Here is a 16,048-nt window from a genome sequence, read left to right as displayed (position 1 = left end):
TTATTTATTGGTTTTCCATTGATGGGTTTCGTCTTCAAAAATCTCCTTTCCAAACAGTGGTACTTTTTTCTTTACAATGTCCACTAAATATTGTGTAGCTTCATAAACTTCCGAACTGTGTTTAGCCGAAACGAACACAAAAAAGCAAATTTCTCCAGCTTTCACGGTTCCCAAACTATGGTAAATATGCATGCAGGTAAGGTTAAAGGTTTTGAAGGCCTTTTCCCTGATATCAGTTAGTATTTCATTGGCCATGGCTTCATAACAGGTAAAGTCGATAGCAGCGACCGTTTTGTTGTTCACCACATCGGCGCGAACCTGTCCCAAAAAGATATTGTGGGCACCAATATCGGTTTTTGTTTGGTGCTTGCGAATGGATTCTGAAATGAATTCCGGTGAAATAGGACCGTCAATGAATACTTTTTTCATTTTTCAATAGTTTTGAAATGGCTTCGGCGCCATCGGTGATACATATAATGGATTTGAATTGTTGCTGTTTTAAAATGTTAGCTGCTTGCTTGCTTCTTATCCCACTTTGGCAAAAAATAGCATAGGTGTTTTCAGGATTTAAACTGTCTAGATTTAATTCCAATGCAGAAAGGGGAAGCTTGAGCACATTAGGGTGTTCTACAGAAGGTAATTCACCTGTTTCCCTAACGTCAATAAGGGTTATACCATTTTGAAGTGCTTCAGTAATGGATTGATTCCGAACATTACTATTTAAATATTTTATAGCATAAAACGCATTGTCAATAACCGGTTCCTGTTTTTTAGAAAACGAAAAGATGTGTTGTAACGAGGTCAAGGAATTATACACCAATAGTTTTCCTGATAACAGTTCGCCAATACCTAAAATGAGTTTCATGGCTTCATTGGCTTGCAACATACCTATGATGCCAACCGTAGTTCCTAAAACGCCTGCTTCTTCACAATTTTGAACATTGCCGTTGGCTTCGGGGAACAAACAGCGGTAAGTTGGCCCATTTTGAGAATTACATACCGTGACCTGTCCTTCAAATTGATGAACCGAGCCATGGACAAAAGGCTTGTCCAACAACACACAGGCATCGTTGATGAGATAGCGAGTAGCAAGATTGTCCGAAGCGTCAATTACCAAATCATATTTAGAAATGATGTCCAAAGCATTTTTGCCATTTAAAAATACCTCATAGGTTTGAATAGATACCGTTGAATTATTCCGCTTTAAATGGTCTGCTGCAGTTTTTGCTTTGCTGAGATTGATGTCCTCTTCAGCGTAAAGTGTTTGGCGATGTAAGTTGGTTTCATCAACAGTGTCGCCATCAATAATGCCTATATTCCCAATTCCCGCCGAAGTTAGATAAGGCAATACAGCGCAACCCAAACCACCAGCACCCACAACCAACACTTTGGCATCGGTAAGTTTTTGCTGCCCAGAAATGCCCACTTGAGGCAAATTAATTTGTCTGCTGTATCTATTCATAATCATCCTCCTGCAAATGGCGGCAATAAGGCTATTTCATCGGTATTTGCTACTGCCGTTTCGGCTTCAATGCTAACTAAATTGGCATTTAAAGCAATATGGATTGGCAATTGCTGAAGTTCATATTTCTTAAATAAGTGTTCAAGAATGTCACTCAATGTTTCATTTTTCACTTCTATATGTTCTTCTGTACACTGCGTAATTTCAGCGACGGCACCAAAATATTTTATAACAGCCATATTATTCTTTTTTATTGACCAAACCACTGGTGATTTGATTCATTTGTTTCACTTTTTCTTCAAAATCGCCTTTAATGGTTTTTCTGTAGGCGTTAAGGTTGTTAACCAATTGGTTGATGTCCTCCGGAATGACATCTTCCAAAAACTGCCTGATACGCTTGGCGGTGGTGGGAGATTTTCCGTTTGTGGAAATGGCAATTTTCACATTACCCTTGGTCACGATTCCGCCTAGGTAAAAATCACATTGATCTGGGGTGTCGGCGATGTTGACCAAAAGCTGTTTGCTTTTAGCATCCTTATTTATCTGTAAGTTGACTTCAAGATTATCGGTACAGCCAATTACCAAATGCCTATTTTCCAAATCTGAAATGTCATAAGCTTTTTGAGTAAGTTTTACAGTAGGGTGTTTACTTGCCAATGCAACCAAGTCTTCATGAAATGTCTTAGAAACCACTTCTACTTTGGCACGAGGACTGGATTTCAGCATAAATGATAACTTTTCCAGACCAACATTGCCACCGCCAACAATAAGCACATCGAGTTGGTGTACTTTTACAAAAATGGGATATAGTTCGTTTGTTTCCATAATTTGCAATTTAGTTCCCATGGTATCTTGGGTTTCATTGATTAAAGTTTGTAATTCTTCTTTTGTATTGATATTTCTTAGCGCCAATTGGTCTTCCTCTTCAACAATAACCCGATTACAATTCAATTGTTCGATTGCGCTTCGCAATTTCAAATTGTCTTGCACTAAGGCTTTTTCAAAAATTGGTAAACATGTCTTGGAATAAGCTGCAATAAGGGGAAAATTATCCGTTCCGTTGCTAACATAGGTTACATCGGCTTCAGAAAGATTTGCTATGATGTATTTTGAAATGACCTCGGTGGACACTTCTGGAATGTCGCAACTCAAGATAAGATTGTTTGCGGTTGAAGAATGCTTCAACGCGGTGTAAATACCTCCTACAGGGCCTTTGTTACTATAAATATCGGGGAGCAATTCCAGTCCAAATTGGCGATAGGCTTCATTGGAAGTCACCAAATAGATATTGGATGTAATAGGATGCAAGGCATCGATGACATGTTTAACGAATGGTTGCCCCTTATAAAGCACCAAGCCTTTTTCCTCCTGCATACGCTTGCTGGCGCCACCGCACAAAATATAAGCCGTTATGTTGGACGCCATACTCATAAGGTCATTAACTTAATGGAGGCAATCAGTAAGACTATCGATAAAATATATTTCAATTGTACATTGGTAGAAATTCTACTTCCGTAGAGCGCGCCTAAGGTCCCACCAATTAAAGCGATGGGAATAAATACAAAAGATTCCATAGGAATGGTATTCTGATTGTATGTAAAACCTAAAATCCCTGAAATGGAATTCACAAAAATAAACAGTGCCGAAACAGCCGCAGCTTCTTTCATGTTTCCCCATGCCAATAGAATGATGACAGGACTAAGAATAATCCCGCCGCCAATACCAATCATTCCAGAAAACAGTCCGATTCCAAAACCAATGACCAATGCCAAAGGAAGCTTAATAGGCTTTTGAAGGTTTTGTTCCTTTCCAAATAGCCCAAGAATTCTCATGATGGCAATTGCTAGAAACACCCCTAAAACTTGTTTGTATAAGGTTGGGTTGATGCTCAAATAGCCGCCCAAAAATGCAGCAGGAATAGACGTAATAGCGAAGGGATAGAACAGTTGCCACCTAAAGTGTTTATTCTTTTTGAAAAACCAAAAGGAAATCCCAGACACAAAAATGTTCAGTAAAAGGGCTGTTGGTTTCATAAAGGCAATAGGGAATGAAAACAGGGCCATTAAGGCTAAATAGCCACTGGCACCACCATGACCAACACTAGCGTACAAAAAGGCAATCACAACTAAAATAATTGCAAAAAGGATGAAGGCTTCTGTGCTTAGCATGCTCATAGTTCCAATTTTTTAAATTCCGATTCCAAATAGGCCATACAGTTGTTGTTGATGGTTTCGAATTGTTCAATCAAGGCTTTTCCGTAAGGGGTAAGCGTCGTACCTCCACCATTTTTACCTCCAATGTTTTTTATAAGAATGGGTTCTTTGGAAACATCGTTCATGTCGTTCATCAATTTCCAGGCTTTTTTATAGGACATATTCATGGCCTTGGCCGCAGCATTGATAGAAGAGGTTTCTTCTACTTTTTTGAGCAGCAAAATACGTCCGAAACCTAAAAAGGTTTTGCCGTCATTCTCAATCCAAACCCTACTTTTAATGTTCATTGTTCATTCAATTTGATACATTCTACACTGTCACCCTTTGATACTTCTGTAATATGCTCTGGGATACAGACTAAAGCATTGCTAAGCGCAAACGTATGCAACATAGAAGAGCTTTGTCCTTGTAAAACTTCTACGGCATCATGTTTTAAATGCGCTTTCAAAAACAATGTTTTCCCTGAAGGATTTTTAATGTTGTGTTTGCTTTTGGCCTGTACGCGCTGTAATGCGCCATTATTAAATCCCATATACTTTTTTAGTAGAGGAAGCGCATAGACATAAAAACAGGTTAAAGCCGATGCAGGATTACCGGGAAGGGCAAAAACAAAGGTGTCCTTGTTCTGTCCAAACCACAATGGTTTCCCCGGTTTTTGATTGATTTTATAAAACACCTCTTCGACATTGTTTTTAAGTAATGCCTCTCTTACAAAATCATAATCGCCTACAGAGATCCCTCCAGAGACAAATACCGCATCTGAAGCAGTTATGGCTTTAGAAATGGTTGTTACAGTAGCTTCAAAAGTATCTTCTACTTTATACTTTGTTATATTGGTGATGTCAATTTTTCTCAAAGCAGCCGATAGCATGGCAGCGTTACTTTCGTAAATCTCTCCTGGCCTAAGGATCGTTCCGGGTGCACGTAGTTCATTTCCTGTAACCACAATGGCAACCTTTGGAGAGGTGTAAACTGTCACTTCATTGATGCCCAAACTTGCTAAATAACCTATAGCGGCTTCATTAAGGCAAGTTCCTTTTTCAAGGGCAAGATCCCCTTTTTTTATCTGTTCGCCGGTTGGTCTAATATTGGCCGACTTTTCTGGCAGTTTATCAATAGTAATAGTATCACTGTTCCTTGTAACGTGTTCCTGGATCACTATGGTGTCTGCATCATCAGGGACCAAGGCACCCGTAAAAATGCGTACTGCCTCGCCGTCATTCAAAGAATGGTTAAGCGTGTCGCCGGCCTTCGATTCATTGATTAGCGTATAGCTTTTGGCGTTACTCCATTTTATGGCATAGCCATCCATGGCCGATTGACGAAACGGAGGCATATCAATAGGAGAAAAAATGTCTTCAAATAGAACTTTTCCCAATGCCTCATCCAAAGGGCATATTTCTGATTTATGAGGAATATTGATGCCGTTTAATATGTTTAAAGCTTCGGATACGGATATCATGATTTCACTATCGTTATTTCTTGGTGAATATAACGAATATTCCTCAAATTTTTCTTCTTCTGCATGTATTTTTATGCTGGTTAAAGTTGTTTTGTTTTGGTATTCAATACGATATATTTCTTCTTAGGATTTGTAAAAACAGGGGTGTGGTACATTAGTTTTATAATCTTATCTTTAACACCTCTTAGAATACACATTTATGAAGGACGCGTTACAACAATATTACGGTTATTTGTTTGAAGATGAATTGCTTGAGGAAATTCAGGAATTTGGAACCTTTAAGGAGGTCAAGGAAGGGGATATTTTGATAGAAATAGGAGAGTATATCAAGTTTATGCCTTTGTTGATTTCTGGAGCCATTAAAATTTTACGCGAAGATCAAGAGGGTGACGAACTGATTCTATATTTTATTGAAAGAGGCGATACCTGTACCATGACCTTATCCTGCTGTATGGAGCAGAAGAAAAGCGAAATTAGAGCGGTTGCCGAAACAGATGCGCAGTTGATCATGATTCCTGTTCAAAAAATGGGCGAATGGATGACCAAGTACAAAAGTTGGCAGAATTTTATTCTTCAGAGCTATAATGAACGCATGACGGAGTTGTTGGAAGCCATTGATGCCATTGCCTTTTTGAAAATGGACAAAAGGGTTCTAAAATACCTTAAGGATAAGGCTATGGCCAATCATGATGACCTTATAAATGTAACCCATAGAGAAATTGCCAATGATATGCATACTTCCAGAGTAGTAATCTCTAGACTTCTAAAATCCTTGGAAAAGGAAGGACATATCAAACTTCACCGTAACAGCATCAAAGTCTTAGATCTATAATAAACTGTAACCAATGTTACCATGAATTGCGGTAAGTAAATTACTTTTGCACCAAAATTAAAGACATTGATTGATATAGTTGGTTATGTTGCAGCTCTAGTAATTGGAGTGGTTTTAGGTTTGATAGGTGGAGGAGGTTCCATACTTACAGTGCCTTTATTGGTGTATCTTCTTGGTTATAGTCCCGTTGTAGCTACAGCCTATTCCTTATTTGTGGTAGGCTCATCTTCTTTGGTGGGTGTGGTTCAAAAGCACAGAAAGAAACAAGTTGATTTTAAAACCGGATTAGCCTTTTCATTTCCGTCGTTTTTGGCGGTTTATATGTCAAGACGTTTTTTGGTGCCGCATATTCCCGATGAAATATTCAATGTTGGAGGTTATGTCCTTTCCAAGGATATGTTAATCATGGTATTTTTTGCAGTAGTCATGTTTATGGCTGCTACTTCCATGATTAAAAAGAAGGGAAAAACAGAAGAAGTCCATAAACCGCAACCATATTACAAAACCTTTGTTCAAGGAATGGTTATTGGTGTCATTACAGGTGTTATTGGTGCTGGCGGCGGATTTTTATATGTGCCTGCATTGGTACTTTGGGCCGGCTTGTCCATGAAGAAGGCTGTAGGGACTTCTTTGGTAATTATTGCTATTAATTCCCTTATCGGATTTTTGGGAGACGTTCATACGCAAACCATTAATTGGACATTTTTACTGTTGTTTTCAGCATTGACCATTATCGGTATTTTGATTGGGGGTTCCCTTTCAAAATATGTGTCAAATTCCAAGCTTAAAAAGAGTTTTGGTTGGTTTATATTGATCATGGCAGTTTATATTATAATTAAAGAATTTATTCAATGGTAATAAAGCATATAGTAACTTTGTAAAGTGCTGTAGGCGAATAATTAAGAAAATCATTTATTATGAAGATAGAACAGATATACACAGGATGTTTGGCGCAGGGAGCCTATTACATAGAAAGTAATGGTGAAGTGGCCATAATTGATCCGTTAAGGGAAGTACAGCCTTATATAGATAGAGCAGAAGCAAACAATGCAAGCATCAAATACATTTTTGAAACCCATTTCCATGCCGATTTTGTGAGTGGTCACGTTACCTTGTCCAAGCAAACAGGAGCCCCAATTGTGTACGGACCAAATGCCAATCCTTCTTTTGATGCGATTATCGCTAAGGATGGTCAGGAGTTTAAATTGGGGAATGTTACCATTATTGCACTGCATACACCAGGGCATACTATGGAAAGTACCACCTATTTATTGAAAGACGAAAACGGGAAGGACTACGCTATTTTCAGTGGAGATACTTTGTTTTTGGGAGATGTAGGGCGTCCAGATTTAGCCCAGAAAGGAAAAGAATTGACTCAGGAAGATTTGGCAGGATACCTTTATGATAGCTTACGTACTAAGATCATGCCGTTGGCAGATGAGGTGATTGTATACCCTGCACACGGTGCTGGTTCTGCCTGTGGAAAGAACATGATGAAGGAAACGGTAGATACCCTTGGTAACCAGAAAAAGATGAATTATGCTTTGAGAGCAGACATGACTAAAGAGGAATTCATTAAGGAAGTAACTGATGGATTGTTGCCGCCTCCACAATATTTCCCATTGAATGTGAAAATGAACAAGGAAGGTTACGAAGATATCGATGAGGTATTGGAACGTGGTACCAGAGCTTTAAGTCCTGAAGAATTTGAGGTGGCCGCCAATGAAACTGGCGCTATTGTATTGGACGTTCGTAATCCGGAAGATTTTGTAAAAGGTCATATCCCACGTTCTATTTTTATTGGAATCAATGGTGGTTTTGCGCCATGGGTAGGTGCTTTGATAAAAGATACCAAACAACCCATATTATTGGTATGCCCAGAAGGAAGAGAAGAAGAGACTGTGACTAGATTGTCAAGAGTTGGATTTGATAATACTCTTGGCTATTTAAAAGGTGGTTTTGAGGCTTGGAGTGAAGCTGGAAAGGAGACCGATAGTTTAGTTTCAATTTCTGCAGAAGAATTGAAATCCCGTATGGAAAAAGAAGACTTGCCAATTTTTGACGTTAGAAAAGATGGAGAGTTTACTGCCTCACATATTGAGACTGCTCATTTTACGCCGTTAGATTTCTTAAACGATCACTTGGCAGAGTTCCCGGAGGATCAAACATTCTATGTGCACTGTGCCGGAGGATACCGTTCGGTGATTGCGGCATCCATTTTAAAGAGCCGTGGGATCCACAATTTGGTGGATGTTGCAGGAGGATTTGCAGCCATTAAAAATGCAGGTATTCCCGTAACCAATTATGTTTGTCCTTCTACATTAAAGTAAGACAAAAACTAATATAGATGGAAAAAGGTCTATTCGTAAATCGCGAATTGGCCTTTTTCGTTTTTAAGGAGAGTTTATAAAAATATTTAAGCTGCATTGTAACGTTTTTGAAATTTATCCTACCAATAGGTGTAATCAATTTAATTAATAGCGATGAGAGAAGATAAACAACTATTGGTAATAACACATTTAAGCCAGTTGTTGACATGTCTTACTGGTGTTGGAGGTCTCATAGTGCCTTTGGTGCTTTGGTTGACCCAAAAGGACCGTGTGTACTCTATGGACCAACAGGGAAAGGAAATTGTGAACTTTCAATTAAGTATCATTGTGTACTCACTTTTAAGTATTCCTTTGATTTTTCTGTTGGGTCTTGGAATTGTAACCTTGATTGTAGTAGGATTGATTTCATTGGCATTTCCAATCATTAATGCCATAAAAGCAAGTAACGGAGAAGTTCCTAAATATCCCTTATCTCTTAATTTTATTAGTTAGTTATTTTTATAAAGAGATGAACCAAAAAGAGCTCACTAAAATTGTGAGCTCTTTTTTATTTAACACTTATTTTGGGTCAGTTAATTACGAATTTAGCATTACTGGCATTACCAACATAGTAATCAATTCTCCTTCATCTAAGCCATCAACAGGAGTCAAAATACCGGCTCTGTTTGGTAAGCTCATTTCCAATTGTACCTCATCAGAGTTTAGGTTGTTCAACATTTCAGTTAAGAAACGTGAGTTGAAACCTATTTGCATATCGTCTCCTTGGTAATCACAAGTTAGACGCTCTTCGGCTTTGTTTGAGTAATCGATATCTTCTGCAGAGATATTTAATTCTGCACCAGCAATTTTTAATCTAATTTGGTGAGTCGTCTTGTTAGAGAAGATGCTCACACGACGTACAGAGTTTAAAAACTGCGTACGGTCTATAGATAGTTTATTAGGATTTTCTTTAGGAATTACCGCTTCGTAGTTAGGGTATTTTCCATCAATCAAACGACATACCAACTCTGAGTTGTCAAAAATGAACTTGGCATTAGAATCGTTGTATTCAATAGTTACGGCATCTTCATTGGTTGCCAAAATTCCTTTTAAAAGATTTAAAGGTTTTTTAGGCATGATGAATTCAGCCACTTGAGAGGCTTTTACATCTTCACGGGTATATTTTACCAATTTGTGAGCATCGGTTGCCACAAAGGTCAAACCTTCTGTTGAAAACTGAAAGAACACACCACTCATTACAGGACGTAGATCGTCGTTACCAGCAGCAAAAATGGTCTTGCTAATGGCAGTCGCCAAAATATCACCAGCAATAGTTGTAGTACTTGGATCTTCAAGAGCAATAGCTTTTGGGAATTCATTGCCATCGGCATATGCCAAGGCATATTTACCGTGGTTAGAACTAATTTCAACAGTATTGTTGTCTTCAACCACAAAAGTTAAGGGCTGCTCAGGGAATGTTTTTAAGGTATCAAGTAACAAACGCGCAGGTAAGGCGATACTTCCTGTACTATCACTCTCTACATCTATCACAGAAGACATGGTAGTCTCTAAATCACTTGCAGAAACTACAAGTTTGGAATCGTTTAATTCAAAAAGGAAATTATCTAAAATAGGTAGCGTATTGGAGTTGTTGATCACGCCTCCCAGAACCTGTAATTGTTTAAGTAAATACGTACTCGATACTATAAACTTCATGTATTTGTTTTTATATACTAGATTGTCCTACAAATATATCCTAAACCACTTTTAAATTAAAACAAACTTATTAACAACTGTTAAGTGTATTTTCGCTTTCTGGCATAGTTGAAACCTAGTCCGAAAATTGCCAACAAAAGGAGTGGAAGTACAAGATTTATAAGCTGCCACTTGGTTTTTTGTTCGGCTATTTTTTGAGGATCCAAAAAGTCCAAATCAATTTCCTTGGTTCTAATGTTTATAAGTCCGTCATCCTCCAAAAGGTAATTTACGGCATTTTCCAAGAACTCCTTGTTGCCAAAATTACGCTTGGTAAAGAAATCAAATCCTAATTCCTGAGGTTGGTTTCTAACCACGTCATTTTTGATCACGTCACCATCGGCCACTACTATCATTTTGGTGGGGGCACTGGTAGTTTTATCTTCGGAAAGTTTGAAAGGTTTTACACGGTTGTTGTATACCGAAGTAAATTCGCCTTCCAAAAGAACCGCCAAGGTTTGGTGACCTTTGTTAAAGGTTTCTGGATTTGTCTCTTGGGTAACGATCTCTAAACTTATTTCCCTTGGAACACCTTCCAACTGCGTAAGGCTTGAACTTCTCAATAAAATGGTTTTGTCAACACTGTTTTTCAAGGTATCTATCTGGCTGGCAAAATCAAATTTCACCAAGTTGATATTGTTCGTGATAGGGTGGTTGGGATTGTTGGCTGCCAATGGTGAATAAGGCCATTGTAGTGGTTGAAACTGCGTGTTGTTGCCTTCTCCAATCGCCAAAGTAATTGGCGCCGAATACATGTCCTTAACTAGGACAGGATTAATTCGGACTCCGTATTTAAAGAAGAAATCATTTAGATTGTTGTCCCTCATAACGGCAATGGCGCGTCCAGTTTCATTCAGCAAACTGTCCTTATCCATAATCACAGCTTCCGTTAACCACAAACTTTTACCGCCGTTCATGGTGTATTGGTCCAAAACATATTTTTCTTCTTCGGAAAAAGGAACGGTTGGTTTTGCAGCAATAACCAGATCATAACCTTCTAACTGTTTCAACGTTTTTTCAGGAGCATTGGCAACACTGTCCATGGTGAAAGGCGCAATATTATAATGCTCTTTCAAGGTCTTTAAGAAATCGGCTATATAAATGTCTTCCAGTTCGCCATTTCCTTTTAGGATGGCTATTTTCTTTTCTTTTGTGGTGGTAAGTTTTTTGAAAGCCTCTGCAAAGGCATATTCCAAATGCTGAATGGAATTGTTCACACGTTCTTGGTCTGTGGCTCCAATATTGTTTTTAAGCAACGGAATTTTAACCGTTTGCTCGTTATAGCTGGCCAAAGCCCAAGGGAAAATAAGTTCTTGTGACGATTTGCCGCTTTCCTTTATCGATAATTGAAAGGGCTGTAGGCCACGTTGTGCCAATTGTTGGATATTTTGGTCACGTGTTGCTTCATCGGCTACAGGATTGATGAAATTGAAAGTCACATCGGAATTGTATAAAGCAAACTCTTCCAAAATTTGACGGGTCTCTTCTTTTAAGCGTCTAAATTCAGAAGGGAAATCTCCCTCCAAAAACACATCTACAATTAAAGGGGAATCTACTTCTGCAACTGTATTTAAAGCAGCTTGCGAAAGTGTATACCGGTTATCTTGGGTAAGGTCGAATCTTTTGTAGATGCTTTGGGCAATAACATTAAAAACCAATAAACCTATTACAAATGTAGATAGCCCTATGATATCTTTTTTATTGATGTTTTTTGTTTGGATGCGTTTAGCTGTCAGCAACACAAAAATTGCAATGATACTCAAGAAGTAGAGCAAATCTCGAGTGTCCAAAACACCTCGGCTCATACTTTTAAAGTGGTTTTCCATCCCTAGTTTTTCTAGGTAAACCGTATCACCGAAAAGGTTGAGACTGGAAAGTCCTTCAAATCCAAAATAGAAGAAGAAGCATAAAAATACAGCACTGATAAACGCCACAATTTGGTTGTCGGTAAGTGTCGAAGAAAAAATACCAATGGCAGTATAAGCGGCGGCTAAAAACAACAATCCAAAATACGAACCAAGGGTACTGCCAATATCCAAATTGCCTTCAGGGTTTCCCAGTTTGTAAATGCTGTAAGCATAAAGCAGCGTAGGTAATAAAGCCATGACAATTAACAGCAGGGAGCCTAAATATTTGCCCAACACAATTTGAATTTGGCTCACCGGTTTTGTGAGTAGAAGTTCCAGGGTACCTTGTTTTTTCTCATCACAAAAACTTCGCATGGTAATGGCGGGAACCAAGAAAATTAAAATCCAAGGGGCTAGGGTAAAGAAGGTGGTCAGGTCTGCAAAACCGTTGTCCAAAATATTAAAATCGCCTTTAAAGACCCATAAAAATAAACCGTTGAGCAATAAAAACAACGCAATAACAAGGTAGCCTATGGGGGAGGCAAAAAACGAATTGATTTCTTTTTTAAGTATAGCTAGCATTTCTTGACTTTAGGTGTTAAAAGTAAAAAAATAAATGGGATTGCCTTTGAAGATTTTGAGAGAAGGAAGGTATTAAGCCAATGATTCCAACTTATCGACGCTCCAAGCTTCTGGTTTGGCATTAAAGAGAGGTTTGGTATTGGCCCAAACACCTTTGAACAATTCCGAATGTCTGTAGTTTTCCAAATCGTTTTCGGTTTTCCAATAGCTGTATGTGAAAAAGATGTTGGGGTTGGTTTTATCTCGGTACAATTCCAAAAACTGACAGCCTTCAAAAGCTCGTATTTTAGTTTTATTGGCTTCAAAATTGGAAAGAAATGTGTCTATTTTTTCGGGTTGAAAACTCATTTTCACGATCCGTACAAACATATGTGTAATTTAGTTAATTGAATATTAAAGGGTCTTGCGCTAAAAAAAGTTGATGGTCACCGTATCCCGCATCTGCAGTCCCATAAGGGTAGAGGCGCTTCCTACAGTACTGCTGTTACTTTTGTAAATGGCAATTTCTATATAGTTGGAAGAATTGAATACAACGAGCCCTTTTCCTTGGTCGTAACGTTTTTCTTCAGGAATGTCGAAGTTGATAACATCACTGTATTTGTTATAAATTTCCTTGAACTTGTAGCTGCGTGCCGAAATTTCGAATGCACGTGTTTTTTGGATGGATTCAAAAAATTTTCGTTTGATGTTGGTTACCACATTTCCGTAGTTATCAATGTAAATGACGTTACCAATAATCTGGTTTTTTTCATCATTAACAAAAGGAGTTAGGTTTTTAATAGGTTTGATATCACTGATTACTTTACCTATCACTTCAAGGGTTCCGCCTCTGGCAATATGACAAGCCACTTTTACAAACACATCCAGCACAGGGAAATTGGTTTCAATTTTATCGTGTATGTTGATTTCCACAATTTTCTCCGGAGCAATTTCGGAGCAAATCATGCTCATAATGCCGTTGTTGGCGCAGATAAAATAATGGCCGTCCAATTTAATGGCAATGTGTTTGTTTTCAGGGTTTAACTCAGAATCAATCCCGATAACGTGGATGGTTCCCTTTGGAAAACTGCTGTAGGCACTTTGGATGATATAGGCGGCTTCGGGAACATTGAAAGGGGACACCGAATGCGAGATATCAACAATGCGAACGTCAGGAAGTTGACTGTAAATAGCGCCTTTAACGGCTCCGGCGAAGTGGTCTTTTTCTCCAAAATCGGTCGTTAATGTGATAATTGCCATTTAAAATTGTTGATAGTTTTTTAACCTAAATTTCATTAAAATTATGTAGCTTTCCATTGTGTAAAAAATTCAAATAAAAATAACCGAAGTCAATTTAATTACAATTTATTTCTGCTATTTTTATTCTGAGAATTAAAAAAATGGCGCCCGTTTTATTTACCACAAAACTAATAAAACAAAAACAGAATAATGTACTAAATCACTTAGCTTTTGAATGAACTTATAATTGAATTGGAAGAAATTGCTCCAAAAGAGTTTTTTGGAGCGCACAATGTAAATATCGAACTTCTTAAAAAGTACTTTCCCAAACTGAAGATTGTCGCAAGAGGCAATAAAATTAAAGCTTATGGCGACGAAGATTTACTCGAAGAATTTGACCGCCGCCTTACTATGTTGATGGGCCATTTTGGCAAATACAACAAACTGGATGAAAATGCTATAGAACGTGTGTTGACTAGCCAAAGCACGGATGATTACACAACTTCGGAGCAAAGTGGAGAAACCATTGTACACGGTGTGGGAGGAAGACTGATAAAGGCCCAAACCCTAAACCAACGTAAATTGGTGGAAAGTATGCGTAAAAACGACATGGTTTTTGCCATTGGCCCTGCGGGGACTGGAAAAACCTACACGGGAGTTGCGCTAGCCGTCCAAGCTCTTAAAAACAAAGAGGTCAAACGAATCATCCTTACAAGGCCAGCTGTGGAAGCTGGGGAAAATCTTGGGTTTTTACCAGGGGATTTAAAGGAAAAATTAGATCCTTACATGCAACCTTTGTACGATGCGTTAAGGGATATGATTCCTGCTGAAAAATTGACGACGCTTATTGAAAACGGTACGATCCAGATTGCGCCTTTGGCATTTATGAGAGGACGTACCTTGGATAATGCCTTTGTGATTTTGGATGAAGGTCAAAATACCACTCATGCCCAAATGAAAATGTTTTTGACCCGTATGGGAAAAAATGCCAAGTTTTTATTGACGGGAGATCCTGGACAAATTGATTTGCCTAGGCGTACCATTTCAGGTCTTAAGGAAGCTTTACTCATTTTGAAAAATGTAGAAGGGGTAGGGATGGTATTTTTGGATGACAAAGATGTGATTCGTCATAAATTGGTGAAGAAGGTTATTGAGGCTTATAAAAGCATTGAAAACAGGGAATAGTTTGAGTCTGTAAATTTTGATGTAAGTAACCTTTTTTAATGATACAGGTTGCTTAACTATTTTGTAAATTTGCACCGATTAATCCAAACGGGTTAATTTTTATTGATCAAACTATTCAGACAATTTTTTAAGACCTTATGAGTAATACTATCATAGACACCAATTTTAATTTTCCTGGACAAAAAAGTGTTTACAAAGGAAAAGTTAGGGAAGTATACAATATCAATGACGAGCAATTGGTCATGATTGCAACGGATCGTTTAAGTGCTTTTGATGTGGTGATGCCAAAAGGAATTCCATACAAAGGGCAAATCTTAAACCAAATTGCTACCAACATGATGAAAGCTACCGAAGATTTGGTGCCTAACTGGTTAACAGCTACTCCAGATCCTAATGTAGCGGTAGGTGCTTTGTGTGAGCCTTTCAAGGTTGAGATGGTAATCCGTGGGTATTTGTCTGGTCACGCTGCTAGAGAGTATAAGGCAGGAAAACGTCTATTGTGTGGTGTGGAGATGCCGGAAGGTATGAAGGAAAATGATAAATTTCCACAGCCAATCATCACTCCTGCAACCAAAGCGGAGCAAGGTGACCACGATGAGGATATTTCCCGTGAAGACATTTTGGCTAGAGGGATTGTTTCTGAAGAAGATTATTTGGTATTGGAAGATTACACGCGTAAATTATTCCATAGAGGAACTGAAATTGCAGCTTCTCGAGGTTTGATTTTAGTAGATACCAAGTATGAATTCGGTAAAACCAAGGAAGGTAAAATTGTTTTGATCGATGAAATCCACACGCCTGATTCTTCCCGTTATTTTTATGCTGAAGGCTATGAAGAGCGTCAAGAAAAAGGAGAAGCTCAAAAGCAATTGTCTAAAGAGTTTGTACGTCAATGGTTAATTGCCAATGGATTCCAAGGTTTGGAAGGCCAAACGGTTCCAGAAATGACAGATGAGTACATTACAACGGTAAGTGAACGATATATTGAGCTTTACGAAAACATCACAGGAGAAACTTTCGTGAAGGGAGATGTAAGTGATATCCAAAACAGAATAGAAACCAATGTTTTGGAATATTTAAAATAAAATATAACAATCCCTTTTGGAGTTGGAAATAAAAGGTAGCAGTTAAATGCTACCTTTTTCTTTTTGAGTAAGTTAGTGTGGTTTTGTGTTAAATTTTT

Annotated in this window: 17 protein-coding genes and 1 pseudogene; 6 read left to right on the top strand and 12 right to left on the bottom strand. The window is 38.3% G+C overall.

What is annotated here, in order from left to right:
- The 8 genes and pseudogenes from ZA06_RS13725 to ZA06_RS13695 form a co-directional block, all read right to left on the bottom strand.
- Window positions 1-429, bottom strand: coding sequence for a molybdenum cofactor biosynthesis protein MoaE (locus ZA06_RS13725; protein WP_053978035.1), 429 nt, complete (start codon window positions 427-429; stop codon window positions 1-3).
- On the bottom strand, window positions 410-1,462 hold the full coding sequence (locus ZA06_RS13720) for a HesA/MoeB/ThiF family protein (protein WP_053978100.1): 1,053 nt from the start codon (window positions 1,460-1,462) through the stop codon (window positions 410-412). The genes ZA06_RS13725 and ZA06_RS13720 overlap by 20 nt, the downstream gene beginning before the upstream one ends.
- Before the next feature lie 2 nt (window positions 1,463-1,464).
- Window positions 1,465-1,701 (bottom strand): MoaD/ThiS family protein, encoded by a 237-nt coding sequence (locus ZA06_RS13715; protein WP_053978034.1) that lies wholly within the window; start codon window positions 1,699-1,701, stop codon window positions 1,465-1,467.
- Window position 1,702: 1 nt separating this feature from the next.
- Window positions 1,703-2,287, bottom strand: coding sequence for a precorrin-2 dehydrogenase/sirohydrochlorin ferrochelatase family protein (locus ZA06_RS17165; protein ID WP_053978099.1), 585 nt, complete (start codon window positions 2,285-2,287; stop codon window positions 1,703-1,705).
- Window positions 2,288-2,422: 135 nt separating this feature from the next.
- Window positions 2,423-2,887, bottom strand: a pseudogene (gene mobA / locus ZA06_RS17160) (molybdenum cofactor guanylyltransferase); the annotation flags it as partial.
- 2 nt (window positions 2,888-2,889) lie between these two features.
- Window positions 2,890-3,636, bottom strand: a complete 747-nt coding sequence (locus tag ZA06_RS13705; RefSeq protein ID WP_053978033.1) for a sulfite exporter TauE/SafE family protein — start codon at window positions 3,634-3,636, stop codon at window positions 2,890-2,892.
- On the bottom strand, window positions 3,633-3,962 hold the full coding sequence (locus ZA06_RS13700) for a winged helix-turn-helix domain-containing protein (RefSeq protein ID WP_053978032.1): 330 nt from the start codon (window positions 3,960-3,962) through the stop codon (window positions 3,633-3,635). Before ZA06_RS13700 ends, ZA06_RS13705 begins: the two co-directional genes overlap by 4 nt.
- On the bottom strand, window positions 3,959-5,137 hold the full coding sequence (locus ZA06_RS13695; protein ID WP_053978031.1) for a molybdopterin molybdotransferase MoeA: 1,179 nt from the start codon (window positions 5,135-5,137) through the stop codon (window positions 3,959-3,961). Before ZA06_RS13695 ends, ZA06_RS13700 begins: the two co-directional genes overlap by 4 nt.
- A gap of 199 nt (window positions 5,138-5,336) precedes the next feature.
- Between ZA06_RS13695 and ZA06_RS13690 the strand changes: the two genes are divergently transcribed.
- From ZA06_RS13690 to ZA06_RS13675, 4 genes are all read left to right on the top strand, one after another.
- The gene (locus ZA06_RS13690) at window positions 5,337-5,969 is read left to right on the top strand and encodes a Crp/Fnr family transcriptional regulator (protein ID WP_053978030.1); all 633 of its coding nucleotides are present in this window, start codon (window positions 5,337-5,339) and stop codon (window positions 5,967-5,969) included.
- A 66-nt stretch (window positions 5,970-6,035) separates the two neighbouring features.
- Window positions 6,036-6,827 carry a sulfite exporter TauE/SafE family protein gene (locus ZA06_RS13685; RefSeq protein ID WP_053978029.1) on the top strand — a complete coding sequence of 264 codons (792 nt, stop codon included), beginning with the start codon at window positions 6,036-6,038 and terminating at the stop codon, window positions 6,825-6,827.
- A 59-nt stretch (window positions 6,828-6,886) separates the two neighbouring features.
- On the top strand, window positions 6,887-8,299 hold the full coding sequence (locus ZA06_RS13680) for an MBL fold metallo-hydrolase (protein WP_053978028.1): 1,413 nt from the start codon (window positions 6,887-6,889) through the stop codon (window positions 8,297-8,299).
- 153 nt (window positions 8,300-8,452) lie between these two features.
- Window positions 8,453-8,791, top strand: a complete 339-nt coding sequence (locus ZA06_RS13675; RefSeq protein ID WP_053978027.1) for a DUF4870 domain-containing protein — start codon at window positions 8,453-8,455, stop codon at window positions 8,789-8,791.
- 84 nt (window positions 8,792-8,875) lie between these two features.
- Here the strand turns inward: ZA06_RS13675 and dnaN are convergent, their stop codons facing one another.
- From dnaN to ZA06_RS13655, 4 genes are all read right to left on the bottom strand, one after another.
- Entirely contained in the window at window positions 8,876-9,994 is a 1,119-nt protein-coding gene (dnaN, locus tag ZA06_RS13670; RefSeq protein ID WP_053978026.1) for a DNA polymerase III subunit beta, read from the bottom strand.
- Between the two features lie 80 nt (window positions 9,995-10,074).
- Window positions 10,075-12,462 (bottom strand): gliding motility-associated ABC transporter substrate-binding protein GldG, encoded by a 2,388-nt coding sequence (gene gldG / locus ZA06_RS13665; protein WP_053978025.1) that lies wholly within the window; start codon window positions 12,460-12,462, stop codon window positions 10,075-10,077.
- A gap of 72 nt (window positions 12,463-12,534) precedes the next feature.
- Window positions 12,535-12,831, bottom strand: a complete 297-nt coding sequence (locus ZA06_RS13660) for a putative quinol monooxygenase (protein WP_053978024.1) — start codon at window positions 12,829-12,831, stop codon at window positions 12,535-12,537.
- Between the two features lie 39 nt (window positions 12,832-12,870).
- Window positions 12,871-13,701 (bottom strand): SAM hydrolase/SAM-dependent halogenase family protein, encoded by an 831-nt coding sequence (locus tag ZA06_RS13655; RefSeq protein WP_053978023.1) that lies wholly within the window; start codon window positions 13,699-13,701, stop codon window positions 12,871-12,873.
- Window positions 13,702-13,911: 210 nt separating this feature from the next.
- Between ZA06_RS13655 and ZA06_RS13650 the strand changes: the two genes are divergently transcribed.
- Window positions 13,912-14,865: a PhoH family protein gene (locus tag ZA06_RS13650; RefSeq protein WP_053978022.1), complete on the top strand. Its 954-nt coding sequence runs from the start codon at window positions 13,912-13,914 to the stop codon at window positions 14,863-14,865.
- A 137-nt stretch (window positions 14,866-15,002) separates the two neighbouring features.
- Complete coding sequence (locus ZA06_RS13645; RefSeq protein ID WP_053978021.1) at window positions 15,003-15,950, top strand: phosphoribosylaminoimidazolesuccinocarboxamide synthase; 948 nt, start codon at window positions 15,003-15,005, stop codon at window positions 15,948-15,950.
- Window positions 15,951-16,048 lie beyond the last annotated feature (98 nt).

The organism is Mangrovimonas xylaniphaga (assembly GCF_001280435.1).
Classification (GTDB): Bacteria; Bacteroidota; Bacteroidia; order Flavobacteriales; family Flavobacteriaceae; genus Mangrovimonas_A; species Mangrovimonas_A xylaniphaga.
This window is presented reverse-complemented; position numbering and strand designations above follow the sequence as displayed.